Origin of the sequence: Paracidovorax avenae ATCC 19860 (genome assembly GCF_000176855.2) — a bacterium.
GTDB lineage: Bacteria > Pseudomonadota > Gammaproteobacteria > Burkholderiales > Burkholderiaceae_C > Paracidovorax > Paracidovorax avenae.
Genome location: NC_015138.1, coordinates 3514867 through 3533507, shown reverse-complemented (window position 1 = coordinate 3533507; position 18641 = coordinate 3514867). Strand labels below are relative to the sequence as shown.

General features: G+C 66.0%; 11 protein-coding genes. 8 read left to right on the top strand and 3 right to left on the bottom strand.

What is annotated here, in order from left to right; all coding sequences use genetic code 11:
- Positions 1–221 precede the first annotated feature (221 nt).
- Both ACAV_RS15430 and ACAV_RS15425 read right to left on the bottom strand, forming a co-directional pair.
- The gene (locus tag ACAV_RS15430) at positions 222–1049 is read right to left on the bottom strand and encodes an alpha/beta fold hydrolase (RefSeq protein WP_013595504.1); all 828 of its coding nucleotides are present in this window, start codon (positions 1047–1049) and stop codon (positions 222–224) included.
- Positions 1050–1131: 82 nt separating this feature from the next.
- Positions 1132–1959: a proteasome-type protease gene (locus tag ACAV_RS15425; protein WP_013595503.1), complete on the bottom strand. Its 828-nt coding sequence runs from the start codon at positions 1957–1959 to the stop codon at positions 1132–1134.
- 233 nt (positions 1960–2192) lie between these two features.
- Here ACAV_RS15425 and ACAV_RS15420 point away from each other — a divergent pair, with 233 nt between their 5' ends.
- The 7 genes from ACAV_RS15420 to fabI all read left to right on the top strand — a co-directional run bounded on the left by ACAV_RS15420 (position 2193) and on the right by fabI (position 13953).
- Positions 2193–4463, top strand: a complete 2271-nt coding sequence (locus tag ACAV_RS15420; protein ID WP_013595502.1) for a type VI secretion system Vgr family protein — start codon at positions 2193–2195, stop codon at positions 4461–4463.
- A 127-nt stretch (positions 4464–4590) separates the two neighbouring features.
- The gene (locus ACAV_RS15415) at positions 4591–9789 is read left to right on the top strand and encodes an RHS repeat-associated core domain-containing protein (protein ID WP_013595501.1); all 5199 of its coding nucleotides are present in this window, start codon (positions 4591–4593) and stop codon (positions 9787–9789) included.
- Positions 9780–10220, top strand: a complete 441-nt coding sequence (locus ACAV_RS24670) for a hypothetical protein (protein WP_013595500.1) — start codon at positions 9780–9782, stop codon at positions 10218–10220. The genes ACAV_RS15415 and ACAV_RS24670 overlap by 10 nt, the downstream gene beginning before the upstream one ends.
- A gap of 149 nt (positions 10221–10369) precedes the next feature.
- A complete protein-coding gene (locus tag ACAV_RS24665) occupies positions 10370–10756 on the top strand; it encodes a hypothetical protein (protein WP_157768777.1) in 387 nt (128 codons plus the stop codon).
- 423 nt (positions 10757–11179) lie between these two features.
- Positions 11180–11632 carry a DUF6714 family protein gene (locus ACAV_RS15410; RefSeq protein ID WP_013595499.1) on the top strand — a complete coding sequence of 151 codons (453 nt, stop codon included), beginning with the start codon at positions 11180–11182 and terminating at the stop codon, positions 11630–11632.
- A 94-nt stretch (positions 11633–11726) separates the two neighbouring features.
- Positions 11727–12812, top strand: coding sequence for an IS5 family transposase (locus ACAV_RS15405; RefSeq protein WP_049791218.1), 1086 nt, complete (start codon positions 11727–11729; stop codon positions 12810–12812).
- A 370-nt stretch (positions 12813–13182) separates the two neighbouring features.
- Entirely contained in the window at positions 13183–13953 is a 771-nt protein-coding gene (gene fabI / locus ACAV_RS15400; protein ID WP_013595498.1) for an enoyl-ACP reductase FabI, read from the top strand.
- Between the two features lie 31 nt (positions 13954–13984).
- Here fabI and mutS read toward each other — a convergent pair whose 3' ends face one another.
- Positions 13985–16612 (bottom strand): DNA mismatch repair protein MutS, encoded by a 2628-nt coding sequence (mutS, locus tag ACAV_RS15395; protein ID WP_013595497.1) that lies wholly within the window; start codon positions 16610–16612, stop codon positions 13985–13987.
- Positions 16613–16847: 235 nt separating this feature from the next.
- On the opposite strand from mutS, the gene ACAV_RS15390 reads away from it, so the two are divergent.
- Positions 16848–18626 carry a putative bifunctional diguanylate cyclase/phosphodiesterase gene (locus tag ACAV_RS15390; RefSeq protein WP_013595496.1) on the top strand — a complete coding sequence of 593 codons (1779 nt, stop codon included), beginning with the start codon at positions 16848–16850 and terminating at the stop codon, positions 18624–18626.
- The last annotated feature ends 15 nt before the right edge of the window (positions 18627–18641 follow it).

Here is an 18641-nt window from a genome sequence, read left to right as displayed (position 1 = left end):
CCAGGACTGCGGGCGACCCGCGAAAAACGGAGTGCCGCCCGCCTGCGTTCATCGCGCAGTGCATGGATGTCGGCACGCTGTGTCCATATGTAACCAGCTTGCGCCGCAGTGTAGGGGATCGCTGGGCCCTTGCGTCCGTGATTTTTTGCGGCTTCCGTTCCGGAAGCGGCAGATGCCCACCTGTCGGGACGGCGCCGGTCCTGCGAACCGGCCCCGCCGCTTCAGCCTGCCGGCGCGCCGATCAGGTTCAGCACCGCGGCCTCGATGGCCGCAGCGGTGGCGCGGGGCTGCTCCATCGGGAAGAGATGGCTTCCCTCGAGCATGGTGATGCGGCCCCGGGTCACGCGGCGGGTGAGGTCCATGCCCACCTGCCGCAGTTCCTCGGAGCCCAGCCCGCCGATGAATGCGGCAGGGCAGCGCAGCGGGTGCGTGGACAGCAGCCGGCCCAGGTTGTGGGGCAGGGTGTTGTAGATGGCGGTCTCCACCTCGCGCTCGAAGTGCAGGGCCACGCCGCCGTCCCCGTGCGGACGCAGGCCGTGCTCCACATAGTCGCGCAGCACCGCCTCGTCCCAGTGCGCGAAAGCCTTCTTGCGCCGGAAATGCTCGAAGGCGTCCTCGGCACTGTCCCAGCGGTTGCGCCGCGCCCGGCTGATCTTGCCCGGCGAGACCGCGCCTACCACCTGCGTGCGCTTGGCCATGCCCAGCGCCCCGGCGCGCCAGCCCCCGATGAGCGGGGAATCCACCATCACCACGCCGCGCGCGAGTTCCGGATGCCGCGCCGCCGCCATCACGCTGAGGAAGCCGCCCAGCGAATGCCCCACCAGGAACACCGGGCCGCCCGCGCGGTCCGCCTGCCCGCGCGCGAAGTCCGCGAGCTGCTGCACCAGCGCGGGCCAGTTGCTGGTGACCGGATAGCGCGGGTCGTGCCCGAAGCGGTCCACCGCCTGCACGTCGAAGCCGCGTTCGCGCAGCTGGGCGAAGAGCACGCGGTACGTTCCCGCCGGAAAACTGTTGGCGTGGGAGAAGACCAGCGGAAGGGACGTCGTCATCGCGGAAGGATCGGCAGTGCGGGGAGGGCGGAGGAGCGCGGCGCCGCAGGTGGAGGGTGAGGCTGCACCGCCGCCCTGTGCCTCAGATGAGCTTGTCGCTCGGCGTGCCGATCTTCTTCAGGGGCCGGCTGCGCGTGGTCTCCGCCAGGATCGGCACGTCGGTCGCTCCACCGTTCCAGGCCGGGTCCTCGATGCTGTCGAACACCTGGCGCAGGCGTTCGCCCCAGCTGCTGCGCACCATGCGGAAATACGGATTCTGCTCGTCGATGCAGACGATCTTGTCGGTGGACAGGCGTCCGGCCTCGTACACCACTAGGTCCAGCGGCAGCCCCACCGAGAGGTTGGACTTGAGCGTGCTGTCCATGGAAACCAGCGCGCACTTGGCGGCCTCGTCCAGCGGCGTGTCGGGCGTGAGCACGCGGTCCAGCACCGGCTTGCCGTACTTGGACTCGCCTACCTGGAAATAGGGCGTCTCGGGCGTGGCCTCGATGAAATTGCCGGCCGAGTACACCTGGAAGAGCCGCATGCCCTCGCCCTGGATCTGGCCGCCGAACACCATCGACACGTTGAAATCCACTCCCGATCGCTTCAGCGCCGCGCCGTCGCGCTCGTGCACGTGCCGCACGGCCGAGCCCAGCACGCGGGCGGCGTCGAACATGCTCCTGGCATTCCAGATGGTGATGGGATCGCTGCCGTCGCGGTCCACCAGCTGTTCGGTCTGCAGGATTTCCCGCACCGACTGGGAGATGCTCAGGTTGCCGGCCGAGAGCAGCACCATGAAGCGGTCGCCCGGACGCTCGTAGATCATCATCTTGCGGAAGGAGCTGATCTGGTCGAGGCCGGCGTTGGTGCGGGAATCGGACAGGAAGACCAGTCCGGCATTGAGCTTGATGGCGACGCAGTACGTCATGAAGGAACCGTCGGGGAGAAAGCGAAAGGAGCGAGTGTAGTGGGGAGCGCACTGCCGGGCACCGGTCCGGTGAACCGGCGCACCTGTTGAGTGCAGCGAACCGATGGATCGACAGACATTTTTGGAAACAAATTGCCTACCTGCCGGGGCTATCGCGGCCTGCAGTTCAGCTTCTATCATCGTTATTTTTTACAACTTGACTCTGCCGCAACCGGGGAGTTGCACGATTGACAATGACACGCCGCGTCACCATCCAGACGCCCCTGGGAGAGCAACTGCAGTTCCGGCAGTTGCGGGGTAGCGAGGAGCTGAGCCAGCTTTTCTCCTTCGACATCGACCTGCTCTCGGAGGGGCGCGACATCGATCCCAAGGCGCTGCTGGGCAAGACGGCCACAGTGGAGATCGAGACGGAGGGCGGCGGCAAGCGGTACCTGGACGGCCTGGTCACGCGCTTCGGCATGCAGGGGCAGGACCACCGGCTCTATTCGTACCACCTGCGCCTGCAGCCCTGGCTGTGGGTGGCCACGCGGCGGCAGGATTTCCGCATCTTCCAGTTCAAGACCGTCCCGCAGATCGTCCAGGAGGTGCTGGGCCGCTACGGCTACCCGATGCAATTGAAGCTCACGCGCGCCTACCGCGCCTGGGACTACTGCGTGCAGTACGGCGAGAGCGACTTCGACTTCGTCTCCCGGCTGCTGGAGCACGAGGGCGCGTACTACTACTTCCAGCATGCGAGCGGCCAGCACACCCTGGTGATCGCCGACGACATCGTGGCCGGCCACGAGCCCTTGCCGGGCGCGGCCGTGATCCCGTTCTACCCGCCCGAGAAGTCCGCCGTGGCGGACCGCGAGAACATCCACGCCTGGACGCTGGGCGAGGAGATCAAGCCGGGCCGGTACTACAACGACGACTACGACTTCAAGAAACCGAGGTCGGATCTTTCCAACATGCGCCAGCAGCCGCCAGGGCATGCGCACGATGCGTACGAAATCTACGAATGGCCGGGCGGCTACGTGCAGCACGGCGACGGCGAGCAGTACGCCCGCGTGCGCCTGCAGGAAGGCCTGACGGGCCACAGCACCGTCCGGGGCGAATCCCGCCACCGGAGCCTGGCGACGGGCTACACCTTCACGCTGGAGAACTACCCGCGGGGCGACCAGAACCGGCAGTACCTCATCACCGGCGTCACCTACCACCTGCACGAGAACCCGCGCAGTTCCTCGTTCAACAGTGCGAAGCCGGGGGAATCGCTCAAGCACAACGAAGAGCAGGGGTCGTTCCAGAAGTTCAGCCTCACGGCCCAGCCCACGAGCCTGCCGTACACCCCCGCGAGAACAACCCCAAAACCACGCACGACAGGCCCGCAGACCGCCGTCGTGGTGGGCCCGGCGGGCGAGGAAATCTGGACCGACGAGTACGGCCGCATCAAGGTGCAGTTTCACTGGGACCGGCTGGGGGCAATGGACGAGAACTCGAGCTGCTGGATGCGGGTGGCCACGAGCTGGGCGGGCTCGGGGTTCGGTGCGATCTCGATCCCACGCATTGGGCACGAAGTGGTGGTCGATTTTCTGAACGGTGACCCCGACTATCCCCTGGTCGTAGGCTGTGTCTACAACGCTGCCAACATGCCGCCCTGGGCCTTGCCGGGCAATGCGACGCAGTCGGGCATCAAGACTAAGTCGAGCAAGGGCGGTGCCTTTGGCGACGGGATGAAGAACGGCGCGGGCGATGCGAACGCGATCCGCTTCGAGGACAAGAAGGGCGCGGAGCAGGTGTGGCTGCATGCGCAGAAGGACCAGCTCATCGAGGTGGAGAACGACGAGGACCACTGGGTGGGGCAGGACCGGCGCAAGACGATCGACCGGGACGAGACGAACACCATCCACCGGGACCGTACGGAGACCGTGGACCGCGACGAGAAGATCACGGTGCATGGCTGGCGCACCGAGGAAGTGGATGGCGACGAGACCATCACCATCCACTCCAACCGCAAGGAGCGGGTGGACCACAACGAGACGATCTCCATCGGCGACAACCGCGACGAGACCGTGGGCGCCAATGAAGACATCCGCATCGGCAACCACCGCAGCAAGACCGTCGGGCAAAGCGAAAAAGACCGCATCGGCACCAGCTGGAACATCCGGGTGGGCACGATGAAGACCGAGACCATCGGGATGACGGCCATGCAGAACGTGGGCCTGGCCAAGATGGTGAACGTGGGGCTGGCCTACAGCGTCAACATCGGCGGCGTGCGTAACGACATCGTGGGCGCGAACTGGACCCGCACGGTCGTCGGCAGCGACTCGGTCAGCGTGGGTTCGGACCGCAAGGCGAGCGTGAGCGGCGCGGACAGCCTGGAGGTGTCGGGCGCGCTCACGGTGAAGGCCAAGACCATCACGCTGGAGGCGGGCGACGAGATCACGCTGCGCTGCGGATCGAGCACCGTGCGGCTCACGCCTGCGCTCATCGAAGTGCTGTCCTCGCTGGACAAGCTCAACTGCTGAGTGCCACGCCATGTGACGGCCCTGCCATCGCCAGGTAAGGGGGCGGCTGCAGGGCGTGGCGTCCATCCATGGGCCATCGGTGCCCGGATCGGGACATAACGATAAACAGGCAAAGGGAACCAGGAACATGAGCGGCAAACCCGCGGCCCGTCAGGGCGACATGACGCAAAAGGGCGGCCCGATCGTCCAAGGCTCGGCGACGGTGCTGATCGGCTCGGCGGGGGGCGTGGCGTGCTCGGTGTGTCCCGGGGGCATGGCGGTGGGCAACCCGGTGAACCCGGCGCTGGGCGCGAAGGTGCTGACGGGGGCCGATGAGCTGGACGTCGCTCTGCCGGGGCCGCTGCCGCTGGCGTGGCAGCGGGTGTACAGCAGCTATGTGAACGCGGAGCATGGTGCGGCATGCGGGTTGCTGGGGTATGGGTGGAAGCTGCCGCTGGAACTGCGGTTGCGGCTGCAATCGGATCGGGTGGTGCTCTTCGATGCCTCGGGGCGGGCGATCACGTTCGACGAGGCGCTGCAGCCGGGGCAGGCGCTGTACAGCAGCAGCGAAGACCTGTGGCTGTTGCGGGGTGGGGGCATGGCTGGCGCGAACGCCGTAGCCACGGCTGCAGCATCCATCCCGGAGGCATCCACCTCCACTGTTCCATCCTCCACGCCGGCCGAACTGCTGCCCTGGACGCAGCAACCGCGTTGGTCGCATGTGCCGGCCGTGCTGCGTGCGGACCCGGGCTGCGTCATCTCCGTGCCGGGCGCAGGCGGTGCAGGCGCGCCGGCCTGGGTGTTCCTGCCGGCAGGCGTATCGGGCGAGCATGTCCTGCATGCGGTGATCGACCGCTTCGGACGCAGCCAGCGTTACCAGTGGGGCGAGGAAGGCGAACAGCAGGGCCGCGTGGTCGGCATCACCGATGGCAGCGGGCGCCGCTATGCGCTGCACTACGAGCGCATTGCCCAGGATGCCGGACCAGCACAGACCAGTGCCCATCCCTTGCTGCAACCCGACGATGGGGTGCGGCTGGTGGGCGTTGACTGCACATTCAATCCCCTCGACCCTGCAGTGGTACCCGGCGCGGCCCCGCGCCCTCAACCGCTCGTGGGCTACCGCTACGACAGCGCAGGCAACCTGGCGGAGGTACTGGGTGCAGACGGCACGGTGCTGCGCCGCTTCGGCTACGACGCACTGCACCGCATGACGGAGCACCAGGTGCGCCAGGGTCCGAAGCACCGGTATGTCTATGAAGACCAGACCGCGCAGGGCCGTCGCCAGGGGATGGCGGCGCGCCCGGGTGCCCGCGTGGCCGAGCAGCACAACGAGGAGGGGCTGTCGTACTTCTTCGAGTACAGCCAGGCGCCCGCGCAGGCAGCCCAGGGCCCGGAGGATGGCAAGGATGGTCCTGTTCCGGCCACCGCGTCTTTACCCAGCACCAGCCAAAGCAGCACAGTGGTGCGCGACAGCCTGGGCCGGACTACCGCCTACCACTTCGAGGGCGAAGGCGGCCTCAAGCGCCTGGTGCGCCTCGTGGCCCCGGACGGGGCCGAACAAGGATTCCGATACGACAGCGCCGGCCGCCGTCTCACGGCCACCGATGCGCTGGGCCGCACGACATGGTGGCGCTACGACGGCTCGGGCCGTCTGCTGGGCGTGCAGGGCCCGGATGGCCGCAGCACCCAGCAGCACTGGGGCGCGGCAGGCAGCGCGCAGGACGGGCTGCTGCTGGCCAGCCAGGATGCGGCGGGGCTGCGTACGGACTTCCGGTATGACGACTGGGGACGGCTGGTGGAGGTGGCGAAGGGCCCGGCCGGAAGCGGGGATGGATCCATTGCCAGCCAAGCCCTCACTACCCGCTTCGAATACGAACAGCCCCAGGAAGACACCGCCACCGGCACCACTGTCTTCCCACTACACACACTCGCCTGGTGCGACCAGCCCGTGGCGATGATCGACGCCCAGGGCGGGCGCAGCCTCTACGCCTACAACGCCTGCGGCCAGCTCGCACGGCACACGGACTGCTCCGGCCGCAGCCAGTCCTGGCGCCACGGCGCCTTGGGCGAGGTGCTGGAGACCACGGATGCGCTGGGCCAGCGCACCCAGTTGCACCACGTGCTGGAACATGGCGCCCTGCGGCTGGTGGGCGTGCAGCAGCCGGGCAACACGGCGGTGCGCCACCGCTGGTCGGCCGCAGGCACGCTGGAAGCGACCACCTACGGCACGCACGACGTGCTGGAGGGCACGGGCGAGCCCGCAGGCACCAGCACGACGGTCGCCTACCGGCACGACCTCTGGGGCCGGGTGGTGGAGCAGGTGCAGGCGGGCCGGGGCGTGCAGTTGCGCTACGACGTGGCCGGGCGGCTGCAGGAGCTCGTCAACGAGAACGGCGACGTGACCCGCTTCGTGCACGATGCGGCCGACCGGCTGGTGCAGGAAGTGGGCTTCGATGGGCGCAGCCAGGTGTATGGCTACGACGCTGCCGGCCAGCTCACGCACACGGGCGATGGCCATGGCGAAGGCCACCACCCGGGAGCGGCAGCGCGGCCGGAACTGGGCGCAGTGGTGCGCACGCGGTTGCACTACGACCTGGGGGGCCGTATGGTGGCGCGCGTGGCCGTGCGGCTGCCTGCACCGGGAGCAGCGTCCGGTGTCGATGTATCCGACAACCCAGCGGCTGAAACGCACGCCGTGCTGCAGATCCAGCGCTTCGAGCACACCTCGACCGGAGCATTGCAGCAGACGCGCACCTGGGAGGCAGAACTGCCGCACGGGATCGAGCCCATGGCTCTGCCGACGGTCTCGCTTGCCGGCTCCACTGACCGCCCCATCTCCCTGGCCGAGCGCTGGCTGGCGCTGGACACGCAGGCCCTGCTGTCACTGCTGGACCGCCCGGGCGATCCCGCCCAGGCATCGCTGGCCGCCGCGCTGCAGGCGCAGCGTCTGCAGCCGGAAGCCCGCGTGGCCCTCGCGCGCGATGCCTTCGGGCGCGTCTGCGGAGAGACACAGACGCTGTACCGCCAAGCCACGCAGCCGCAGGCATCCCATACGGGGGGCGAGCCCCCCGTGGAGTTCGAGCACGCGATCACCCACACCCTGGGCCCGTTGGGCCAGCGCACGGCCACGCAGGCGCAGGGCCTGGGCACGCTGCAGTGGCTGGCCTACGGTTCGGGCCACGTGCACGGGCTGCTGCTGGATGGCCAGCCGCTGGTGGACTGGGAGCGCGATGCCTTGCACCGCGAGGTGGGGCGCACGCTGCACCTGCTGGAAGGCAAAGGCAACGAAGACCTGCACGCCATCGTGCATGCGCGGCAGTTGGACCCGATGGGCCGGATGCTGCACCAGGACTGGCGCGGCCTGCGCCATGCGGCGGCCATGCCTGCGGCCGAAGATACCGGTGGCACGGACACGGGCCCCTCGTCCGCCGCAGGCCGCATCGCCCCGGCCATGGGCCCCCTCTCCACACTCGCCCAGCGCCGCTACTGGTACGACCCGCTGGGCCAACTGGTGGGCGTGCAGACACCGGGCGAGGCCACGCGCTATGGCTACGACGCCTGGCAGCGCCTGAGCGGGCTGCACCGCGCGGGCCCGGGCTCGACGGAGATACAGGCGCACTGGACGCTGGACGCAGCGGGCAACCGCCTGCCCGCACTCGTGGATGCGCGCGCGGCCGGGCCCTCCAGCGCCGAGCGCCAGGACTGGGCACGGCAGGTGCGCGAGAACCTGCACGATGCGGACTTCGACCTGCTGCGCGCGGGCGACGGGCCCGGTGAAGGTGCTGGCCCGGTCACGCGCTGGCCGGGCAACCGCATCGGATGGAACACGCCCGAACCGGACGCCGATGGAGCCGGTAGCGATGGCAACGACGGCAGCGCCGGCAAGGGCATCCTGATCCGCTACCGCTACGACGCCTTCGGCAACCGGGTGCAGGCGCTGCACACCGACGGCCGGGCGCAGCGGCTGCGCTATGACGCACTGCACCGGCTGCGCGAGGTCTGGCAGCGCGAAGCCGGGGAGGCTGGATGGCAGCGGGTGGCCTGCTACCGCTACGACCCCTTCGGGCGGCGGCTGGCCAAGACCGTCTTCGGCCATGGCAACGACAACAGCAACGCAGCTGCGGAGCCTTCGACAACCACCTACGCCGGCTGGGACGGCGACCGCCTCGTGCACACCGAAGGCCCGCAGGGGCTGCAGCACGTGCTCTACGAGCCCGGCTCCTTCGCGCCGCTGCTGCGCCTGGAGCGTGAGCAGGCCATCCCCACGGCCATGCAGGCCCTGCTGGTGATGGAAGAAGACCGAGGAAGTGTCGCCGATGATGGCCCGGATGGCGGTGAGTCCCCCGCCGCAGTCCTGTTCGCGGGCTTGCCGCGCACGCAGCGTGAACTGCTCGAGCGTGCCCTGCAAGACGCTACCGGCCCCCAGGGTGATGCACTGCTGGCACGCCTGCAAGCAGGCCTGCCCGATGAGGCCGGAGCATTACTGGCTGCTGGGGTGCAGTCCGTGCGCCAGCAGCAGCAGCAGCAGGCTGCCACTCAGGCCCATGCCACGCGCATCCGCCATTTCCTGTGCGACCACCTGGGCACGCCTATCGCCTTGGTGGACGCCAATGGCCCGCAGGCGGGCCTGGTCACCTGGGCCGCGACCCATCACGCCTGGGGCGCTGTGCGCGAGGAATACGACCCGCTCGGCATCGGCCAGCCCATCCGCTTCCAGGGCCAGCAGCTCGATGCCGAGACGGGACTGCACTACAACCGCCACCGGTACTACGACCCGATGCTGGGGCAGTATGTGACGCAGGATCCGATCGGGTTGATGGGGGGAATCCACAAGCAAGCCTATCCGCTGAACCCCATTCAGGCATCGGATCCCCTGGGTTTATTTGAGTTTCCCAGTGTCACTACGCCGATTTTTGATGGTACAGGTGATACTGCTGTATGTACTTATTACGACACAATGGCCCAGCAAAAGCCCAAGTGCAGCTACTACAAAGAGGGTGCTCTGATATGCCGTGGCGAGAATGGACTCGTCAATAAGGCTGTGAACACGGCACTGATATTCGAGTCGGCAATCCAGGGTAAATCCCTTAAGCAATCAGAGGTGCTGACCAGCATCAGGACGAAGCTGGTTCAGTATGACAAGGCTGCCCAGACAGCAGGAAAGACGGATGAAAATGGTTGCACCAAGGGGAATGAAATCGACGCGTATCACGACAAGGCTTTTACGGAATCTGGGATAAGAAGCAGTTTCTATGGTGGAAATTTGTGGTTCCAGGGTACCTGGCCTAATCCCGTGCCGCTGGACCCTTCTGCAAGCAAATGGGACCCGCGCCGCATATGGAACTGAAAAATGACACTGGAAAAACCAAGGCCATCAAGGTACTGGCCAATATTCCATTGCTGCTGCTGGTTACGGCGGTCACTTTTTACACGTTGGCATCCTTTGCTTCGTCTTTTCAAGAATTGCCGGAGAAATGGCTTAAGGCCTATCCATATATGCCGCCCTTCGCGGTCTATAGTCTGCTGTCGATACACACGCTGCTGACACCGGGGCTGGCGTTGCTGGTGTATGCCGTTATCCTTCTGAGGCTGGGTGATAGACGTTCCAGGTTTTTCCGTGGAATTTCTCTGTTGATTTATTTCCCTTTCCGATTGGGCTTGATATTCATTCTTCTAGGATTTTTTCCACTATGGCTGGTATTCGAGCTCGTGGAGTTGACATTGCTTGGCTACGCAAGCAGGCGTTTGATTAAAAGGTTGAAAAAAAAGACCGGCTGATGTCCTCTGGTAGGCAGGTATAAGAATAGCCGATAAATTCCTGGGCCATACGCTGCATCTTGGGTGGCAGTAGTAGTGCGAGGAAATCGGCAAAAACGGCAGGAGAGTTTTGGGCTGTTCGGGCGCGGTTATGTCGATGGAATATGGTGATGATTTTGAAGAGTTATATTTCTACCAGCGTGCTCTCGTCATTCTTTGCGGCCTGCATTTTTACATTCTTGTCTGATAGTGGCTTTCGTGGTGTGTATTGGTTTATTTTTGGGCTGACATTCTTCATATCTTTACCTCTGAATTTGTTGTTTTTATTTTTTGCTATAAGAATCCATGAGAATTTTCGGGGTGTTTTTGCTCTTGTTTTCGTGTTTTTCATCGGTTTTGCTTCTGGTCACGCGGTGATTTATTTGTTCCTGCAAAGAGTTCCTGAAATAAATGACATTTCATGGTTTTATGGGTTTTTTGGCGCTGGAGCAGGTGTGATGTCCATGGTTGTTTATTGGTTGCTGGATGGTTTCTTCAGGAAGAGGTTGCTCTCGTGAGGTGCCATAGTCGATGAATTCGGAATTGATGGGTTTATTGATGAAGTCAGCGTTGGGCAATTGGGCGATCGAGGTTTGGGGCTTGTTGTTCCGTTTTTGTGGAATATATGCCTCATCTATATGCCTGTCTTACCTCACTTACTCGCATACTGCTTGGCTTGACATAAGTGGCAAGGATTGTCTGGTCTTCATGATCGCCCTGCCATGGTGTTTGTTCGCAATGCGTGGATTCAGGATTGCATCAATAATCATCGCTTCTGCATTGTTCGTTCCAATGTTCTATTTGATATATTTCGTTGTCGGCTGCTCAATTTTTGGGGATTGCATTTGATATATTAAGCATCTGATTTTACGAAGGGTTTTTATTTTCATGCTGGTTGTGTAATGGCGGATGCATCAATATATGCTGCACTTCTGGTCCTGATGGCCGCGTTCTCCGAAAGCCTGCGTCCTCGGGCATTCAACGATTTCCTGAATGTCGATGACGAATTCCGCGAGCACAACGCGCTATTGCAGTCCAGGGATCACCAGTCGCTGACCAGAGAGGATCTCGGTAGTGTGGGCTGGAATCCCGTCGGTTGCATGAACGTGGCCGGCTGGAGGTACTGGCTTCCGGCACTGGGCAGAATTGCGCTGAGCACGGAAAGGGCCGGCCGGGGGTATTTCATGTGGGACCTGCTCGTTTACCTGAAAAATCCAGAATCCAATCCAGCGTTTCTTTCGTTCACCCGGCACGAAAGGGAGGCGGTGGCGCGGTTTCTCAAGGAGGCCACGCCCTTTGTCCGTGAAAACCTGGAGCCGGAAGTCGAGGTTGAATACGACCTGAAGCCGGTTCAACTGCAGTGGGAAATGTTTTCAAGAGCAGAGGCTGTGTGAGGGCGGGTTCCCGCGCATGCCCTGGCCGGGAACCTCTCAAAACCCGGCCACTCCCTTGTTCACCGACAAGACCTGAGCCGTCCTCCTTGCCATGATCTCTCCTCGCAGCGCCTTGAAGTTCGATCTGTTTGCCGAGGCGTCGCGCCAGCATAAGAGAGATGAAGTGGGCGATCCGTTGCAGGTGATCGCGCGGCACATCGACTTCGCCGAGCTGGCGCGGCTGGTGGATGCACTCATCGAGCGCGGCGATGGCCGCAAGGGTGGTCGGCCGGCCTATCCCATCGAGGTGATGGTGCGCATCCTGGTCTTGAAGCGCCTGTACAACCTGTCGGACGAGCAGATGGAATACCAGTTGCTGGACCGGGCGAGCTATCAGCGCTTTTGTCTGCTGCAAGACGCGATGAACGTGCCGGACCGCAACACGATCTGGCGCTTCGGCGAGCGGCTGGGCGTTGACGGGGCGACGGCGTTGTTCCAGGGTGTGGATGCGCAACTGCACCGCCATGGCTACATCGCCCGTGGCGGACAGGCCATCGATGCCACGCTGGTGCCCGCGCCCCGCCAGCGCCTGGACAGGCAGGAGCGCGAGGCCCTGGCCGAAGGCAGAACGCCCGATTGGAGCGAGGCCGAGCGCCGGCAAAAGGATGTGGACGCCACGCACACGAAGAAGCACGGCAAGGGCTACTTCGGCTACAAGCTCAGCGTGAGCGTGGACCTCAAGCACGGCTTCATCCGCAGGATCGCCACGGGCACGGCCAGCGAGCATGACGGACACCACTTCGACGAGGTGCTGGACCTGCACAACACCGGGCGTGCAGTGCATACGGACAAGGCCTACGCGAGCCGGCAGCGCCAGCAGCTACTCAAGGTGCTGGGCTTGGTGGACGCGATGCAACGCAGGGCTCGGCCGGGCAAGCCACTGAGCGAGTGCCAGCAAAGGCGCAACCAGCGCATCGCAAAGAAGCGTGCCAAGGTGGAGCATGTGTTTGCCGGTCTCCGTCACCTGGGCGGCAAGTTCGTTCGCACGATCGGGCAGACCCGCGCCACGGTGGCGATGACGATGATGGCTGCCTGCTACAACCTCAAGCGCCTGGCGTCGTTCCTGCATCGGCAAGTGGATGCGTTCTTCAAGCCATCGGCTGCCAAGGCACGGGTGCGCCTGCAACCGTCAAAAGCGTGAGCCTTGCGGGGGGCAAAGGCCCCTGTACATGGGCTGCGTCCCACCCACCGAGCAGGTGTCCGAGCGCATTCGGGGCGCTGGAATCTGACGACACGCCGGAAAAACTGGCTGGTGGCGGTTGTGAGAGGCTCCCGGCCGATGACAAGGCGCTTTCGCGCCGTTGACCTGGGTCAATGGGCCCGCAGCCCCTTTACGTACATTGCCCAGTTGCCACGGAGCAATGCGGGGCCTCCATTCCATCCGGCGGCAACCGCTGATCGACACAGCGCGGCATACCCGCGGAACTGGGGCACTTCCCCGCGTCCTGCTGGCCGCCCTGGCTTTCGTTTTCCTCTCCTTTCTTTCCTCAACGTGCCAACCGGGAGTTCCCATGCCTTTACTGGACCTGCACGGCAAGCGCGGATTGGTCGTCGGCATCGCCAATGACCAGAGCATCGCCTGGGGCTGCGCCCGCGCCTTCCGCGATGCGGGGGCGGAACTCGCGGTCACCTGGCTCAACGACAAGGCCCGGGCATATGTGGAGCCGCTGGCGCGGCAGGTGGATGCGCCGATCACCCTGCCGCTGGACGTGGAGCAGCCCGGCCAGATGGAGTCGGTGTTCGATGCCGTCGCCCGCACGTGGGGACGGCTGGATTTCGTGCTGCATTCGATCGCCTTCGCGCCGCGCAGTGACCTGTCCGGGCGTGTCACCGACAGTTCGCGCGAGGGTTTCGCGCGGGCGATGGACATTTCCTGCCATTCCTTCCTGCGCATGGCCCGGCTGGCCGAGCCGCTGATGCCGCAGGGCGGCAGCCTGATGACGATGAGCTATGTCGGCGCGGCCGAGGTGATTCCCGGCTATGGCCTGATGGGGCCGGTCAAGGCGGCGCTGGAGTCCGGCACGCGCTACCTGGCCGCGGAGCTGGGGCCCAAGGGGATCCGCGTCAATGCGGTCTCCCCCGGGCCGCTGGCCACGCGGGCAGCTTCCGGCATTCCGGACTTCGATGCGCTCATGGCGGACGCCGTGCGACGGGCACCGCTGCGCCGCCTGGTGGAGCTGGAAGAGATCGGCGCGCTGTGCGCCTTCCTGGCCAGCGACGGCGCGCGGGCCATCACCGGCAACACGCTGTACGTGGATGCCGGCCACCACATCCTGGGATGATGCGGGCCGGGCGGGGTTGGGCGGGGCGGGCTCAGCCCGGCTGCGCCAGCCGCTTGAGCTGGTAGAGCGCGTCCAGCGCTTCGCGCGGGCTCAGGCTGTCGGGTTGGATGTTTTGCAGCGCCGCCTCCACCGGGCTGATGCCGGGCGCCTCCGATTCGGGCGGCGGGGCGAACAGGTCCACCTGCGTCTCGCCTTCGTTGGCGCGCTCCTCCAGCGCCGAGAGCGCGTGCCGTGCGTGGTTGAGCACCGGCGCGGGCACGCCCGCCAGCCGCGCGACATGGATGCCGTAGCTGCGGCTGGCCGGGCCGGGCTGGATCTCGTGCAGGAACACGATGTCCGAGCCGGACTCGGTGGCACCCACGTGCACGTTCACCGCATGCGCATGGCGCGTGGCCAGTTCCGTCAGCTCGAAATAGTGCGTGGCGAACAGCGTGAAGGCGCGCGTGCGGTCGTGCAGGTGCGTGGCGATGCCGCTGGCGAGGGCCAGTCCGTCGAAGGTGCTGGTGCCGCGGCCGATCTCGTCCATCAGCACCAGCGAATGCGGCGTGGCGGCATGCAGGATCTGGGCGGCCTCGGTCATCTCCATCATGAAGGTGGACTGGGCGTTGGCGAGGTCATCCGCCGCGCCGATGCGGGTGTGGATCGCGTCGATAGGACCCAGGCGGCAGTGCGCGGCGGGCACGTGGCTGCCCATGCTCGCCAGCAGCACGATGAGCGCCACCTGCCGCATGTAGGTCGATTTACCGCCCATGTTCGGGCCGGTGATGATCTGCATGCGCGTGTTGGCGTTCAGGCGCGTGTGGTTCGGGATGAAGGCGCCGGCCGAGGTTTCCGCGAGGCGCGCCTCCACCACCGGGTGGCGGCCGCCCTCGATCTCGATGCAGGGCTCGGTGGCGAACTGCGGCGCGCACCAGCCCAGCGTGAGCGAGCGCTCGGCCAGCGCGCACAGCGCGTCGAGCGCGGCGATGGCCTGGGCGGCGCGCGTGAGCGCCGGCACGTGCTCCTGCAACTGGTCCAGCACCTGCTCGTACAGCCACTTCTCGCGCGCCAGCGCGCGCTCCTGGGCCGACAGGGCCTTGTCCTCGAAGGCCTTGAGCTCGGGCGTGATGAAGCGCTCGGCGTTCTTCAGCGTCTGGCGGCGGCGGTAGTCGTCGGGGATGCGGTCGAGGTAGCTGCTCGTGACCTCGATGTAGAAGCCGTGCACCTTGTTGAACTGCACGCGCAGGTTGGGGATCAGGGTGCGGGCCTTCTCGCGCGTTTCCAGCGCGAGCAGGAAGTCGTCGCAATGGTTCTGGATGCCGCGCAGTTCGTCGAGCTCGGCGTCGAAGCCGTCGGCGATCACGCCGCCGTCGCGCACCAGGGCCGAAGGCTCCTCCAGGATGGCGCCGGCCAGCAGTGCGCCGCAGGCGGGTGGCGCGTGCAGGTCGCCTGCGATGCCGGCCAGCAGCGGATCGTGCCAGCGGTGCTCCGCGGCGATCTGTTCAGCCTTGTGCAGGGTCTTGCACAGCGCGACGAGTTCGCGCGGGCGCACCTGCCGCAGCGCGATGCGCGCGGTGATGCGCTCCACGTCGCTCACGCCGCGCAAAGCGCCGCGCAGGGCCTGCCAGCTGCCCGCGCCGCCCCGGTCGCCGCGCAGTTCCGCGGTGGCCGCGAGCCGCGCCCGCGCCTCGGTGCGGTCGCGGCGCGGCTCCAGCAGCCAGGTCTTGAGCAGGCGGCTGCCCATGCCGGTCATGCAGGTGTCCAGCAGCGAGAAGAGGGTCGGCGCATCCTCGCCGCGCAGCGTGCGCGTGAGTTCCAGGTTGCGGCGCGTGGCGGGGGGCAGGGCGATCAGTTCATCGTTCTTCTGCACGCGCACCGCGTGGATGTGCGTGAGCGCGCGGCCCTGGGTGTGCTCGGCGTAGGAGAGCAGGGCGGCGCTGGCGGCATGCGCATGGGCGAGGTCCTGTGCGTCCCAGGCGTTCAGGCTGGCGGCACCGAGCTGTTCCAGCAGCTTGCGGGCGCCCAGGGCGCCGTCGAACTGCCAGTCCGGCCGCAGGCTCAGGGGGCAGGACAGCACGCCTGCCTGGCGCAGTGCCTGCAACTGCTGCTCGAAACGCTCGGTCACGCCGGCGCTGTAGAGCACCTCGCTCGGGCCGATGCGCGCGATCCAGGTGCCGACCTCGTCGTGCGTGCACTCGGCCAGGTGCACCACGCCCTGCGTGACGCTCAGCCACGCCAGCCCGCAGCGCGCGCGCGGCGCCTGGTGCACGGCCAGCAGCATGGCTTCGGCCTTGTCCGGCAGCAGTTCGCTGTCGGTGAGCGTGCCGGGCGTGACCACGCGCACCACCTTGCGCTCCACCGGCCCCTTGGCCGCGCCCACCTCGCCCACCTGCTCGCAGATCGCCACCGACTCGCCCATGCGGATCAGGCGGCCCAGGTAGTTCTCCAGCGCATGGAAGGGCACGCCGGCCATCACCACCGGCTGCCCCGCGGACTGCCCGCGCTGCGTGAGGGTGATGTCCAGCAGGCGCGCGGCCTTCTCCGCGTCGGCCCAGAACAGCTCGTAGAAATCGCCCATGCGGTAGAAGACCAGCGTGTCGGGGTAGCCCGCCTTGAGGGCGAGATACTGCTGCATCATGGGCGTATGGGCGGAGAAATCGGCGGGGTTCCCCTCGGCCATCGGCGATGGCTCCTTGTCGTTCTGCAAATTGGTACCTTTGTCCATGGCGCTGGACAGGCGCGCCGAAGCCGGGGCGCCTGCCGGATGAGTCCGATGCGATGGGGCGATTATCCCGCGTGGAACTCGGTTGTTCAGTTTCGGCAAGCATGGGATCATGGACCCGGCGTTTGACGCCTTTTTCCGGTTCCCGAGACCTTCGTCAACCCAGAAGCCTGCCCGTTGGCAGAATCCTCAAATGCCAGACCACGAATCGTCGGCCGATGCCCGGGAGAGGGAGCGGCTCCATCTTCTCGACTGCTCCATGCTGCTCGACACGCCGGCGAGCGAGGAGTTCGACCAGATCACCCGCCTGGCCAGCCAGATCTTCGACATGCCCGTGTCGCTGGTGACTTTCGTGGACGCCGATCGCCAATGGTTCAAGTCGCGCCTCGGCTTCCCGCTGGCTCAGACCGACCGGGCGTCGTCCTTCTGTACCCATGTCGTGGAAACGGCCGATGTCATGGTGGTGGAAGACACGGCCCTCGATCCGCGTTTCGAGCGCAATGTGCTCGTGACGGGCGAGCCGTACATCCGTTTCTACGCTGGCGCGCCCCTGCGGCTGGATTCGGGCCACGTGCTGGGCTCCCTGTGCGTGCTGGACCATCGCCCCCGCACGTTCAGCCCGCAACAGTGCGACCAGCTGGCCACGCTCGCCAGGATGACCATGGCGCACATCGAGCTGCACCAGCGCGCGGGCAGGGTCAATGCCGTGACGCGGCTGCCCAACCGCACGCAGCTGTTCGAAGACCTGCGCGGCCGCCCCGCCGGCACGCCGTCGGCGCTGATGATGGTCGAGATCATGGACCACGAGCGCATGCTCGCCGAATCGCGCGCGGTGGGCTCCGAACCACTGGAATCGCTGACCATCGCCTTCGCCGCCAGGCTGCGGCAGCTCGTCGGGCGGAGTGTCACCATCTACCATGTCGGCGAGATGCGCTTCTGCCTGGAGCCCGATGGAAACACCCACGCACAGCGCGAGGCATTCGCCGTGCAGGCGGTGGCCACCCTGGGCGGCCCGATGGCCTTCGACGGGCGGGCGATCGAACTGGCGCCCATGGCCGGGCTGGTGGAATTCGATGCCGGCGCCATTCGCCCCAGCGATGCGCTGAGAATGGCCAGCGCAGCCCTGCATTCGGGCCTGGGCAGCGGAGCGGCTTTCGCGTGGCACGACGCCGCGCTGGATGCGTCCCACCGCCGCGCCTACCGCCTGATGCGCGAGATCTCACCTGCCCTGGCACGCGGCGAACTCCGGCTGGTGTACCAGCCCAAGCTCAACCTGCGGGCGGGCGCGTTCACCGGCGTCGAATCGCTGGCGCGCTGGAGGCACCCCGAACTGGGCGACGTGTCGCCGGGCGAATTCATACCGCTGGTGGAAAGCGGCGCGCTCATCCACGAGTTCACGCGCTGGGTGCTGCGCACCGCCCTGGAGCAACTCGCCCGCTGGCATGCGCAGGGCATCGAACTCACGATGGCCGTCAACGTCTCGTCGCGGAACCTGGAAGAAGCTTCGTTCGTGCGCGATGTGCGGGCGACCTGCGCGGTGGCCGGCGTCGATCCCCGCTACCTGCACGTGGAGTGCACCGAAAACGCGGTGATGACCAGCGCGCGCACCCAGGCCGCACTGGAGGAAATCCGTGCCATGGGCGCCCAGATTTCACTGGACGACTTCGGCATGGGTTACTCCAACCTGGCCTGCCTGCGGCGCCTGCCGGTGGAACTGCTGAAGCTGGACCAGTCGCTGGTCCAGCCCATCGATAGCGACTCCCGGGCATGGCTGCTGGTGCAATCGCTGATATCGATGGGCCATTCGCTGGGCTACCGCATCCTGGCCGAGGGTGTGGAGACCCGGGAGGCGTTCAAGATGCTGGCCGGCGCAGGGTGCGATGCGGTACAGGGCTACTACCTGTCGCGGCCGCTGGAGGCGGACGCGATTCCGGGTTTTTTGCGGCTGCCGTTGCCGGAGTGGGAGACCTAGGAGGATAGGGCAGCG

Coding starts and splice junctions, on each gene's coding strand:
- ACAV_RS15430 (WP_013595504.1), bottom strand. CDS start 1,049: ATGACGACGTCCCTTCCGCTGGTCTTCTCCCACGCCAACAGTTTTCCG.
- ACAV_RS24665 (WP_157768777.1), top strand. CDS start 10,370: ATGATTTTGAAGAGTTATATTTCTACCAGCGTGCTCTCGTCATTCTTT.
- ACAV_RS24670 (WP_013595500.1), top strand. CDS start 9,780: ATGGAACTGAAAAATGACACTGGAAAAACCAAGGCCATCAAGGTACTG.
- ACAV_RS15390 (WP_013595496.1), top strand. CDS start 16,848: ATGCCAGACCACGAATCGTCGGCCGATGCCCGGGAGAGGGAGCGGCTC.
- fabI (WP_013595498.1), top strand. CDS start 13,183: ATGCCTTTACTGGACCTGCACGGCAAGCGCGGATTGGTCGTCGGCATC.
- ACAV_RS15420 (WP_013595502.1), top strand. CDS start 2,193: ATGACACGCCGCGTCACCATCCAGACGCCCCTGGGAGAGCAACTGCAG.
- ACAV_RS15410 (WP_013595499.1), top strand. CDS start 11,180: ATGGCCGCGTTCTCCGAAAGCCTGCGTCCTCGGGCATTCAACGATTTC.
- mutS (WP_013595497.1), bottom strand. CDS start 16,612: ATGGCCGAGGGGAACCCCGCCGATTTCTCCGCCCATACGCCCATGATG.
- ACAV_RS15415 (WP_013595501.1), top strand. CDS start 4,591: ATGAGCGGCAAACCCGCGGCCCGTCAGGGCGACATGACGCAAAAGGGC.
- ACAV_RS15425 (WP_013595503.1), bottom strand. CDS start 1,959: ATGACGTACTGCGTCGCCATCAAGCTCAATGCCGGACTGGTCTTCCTG.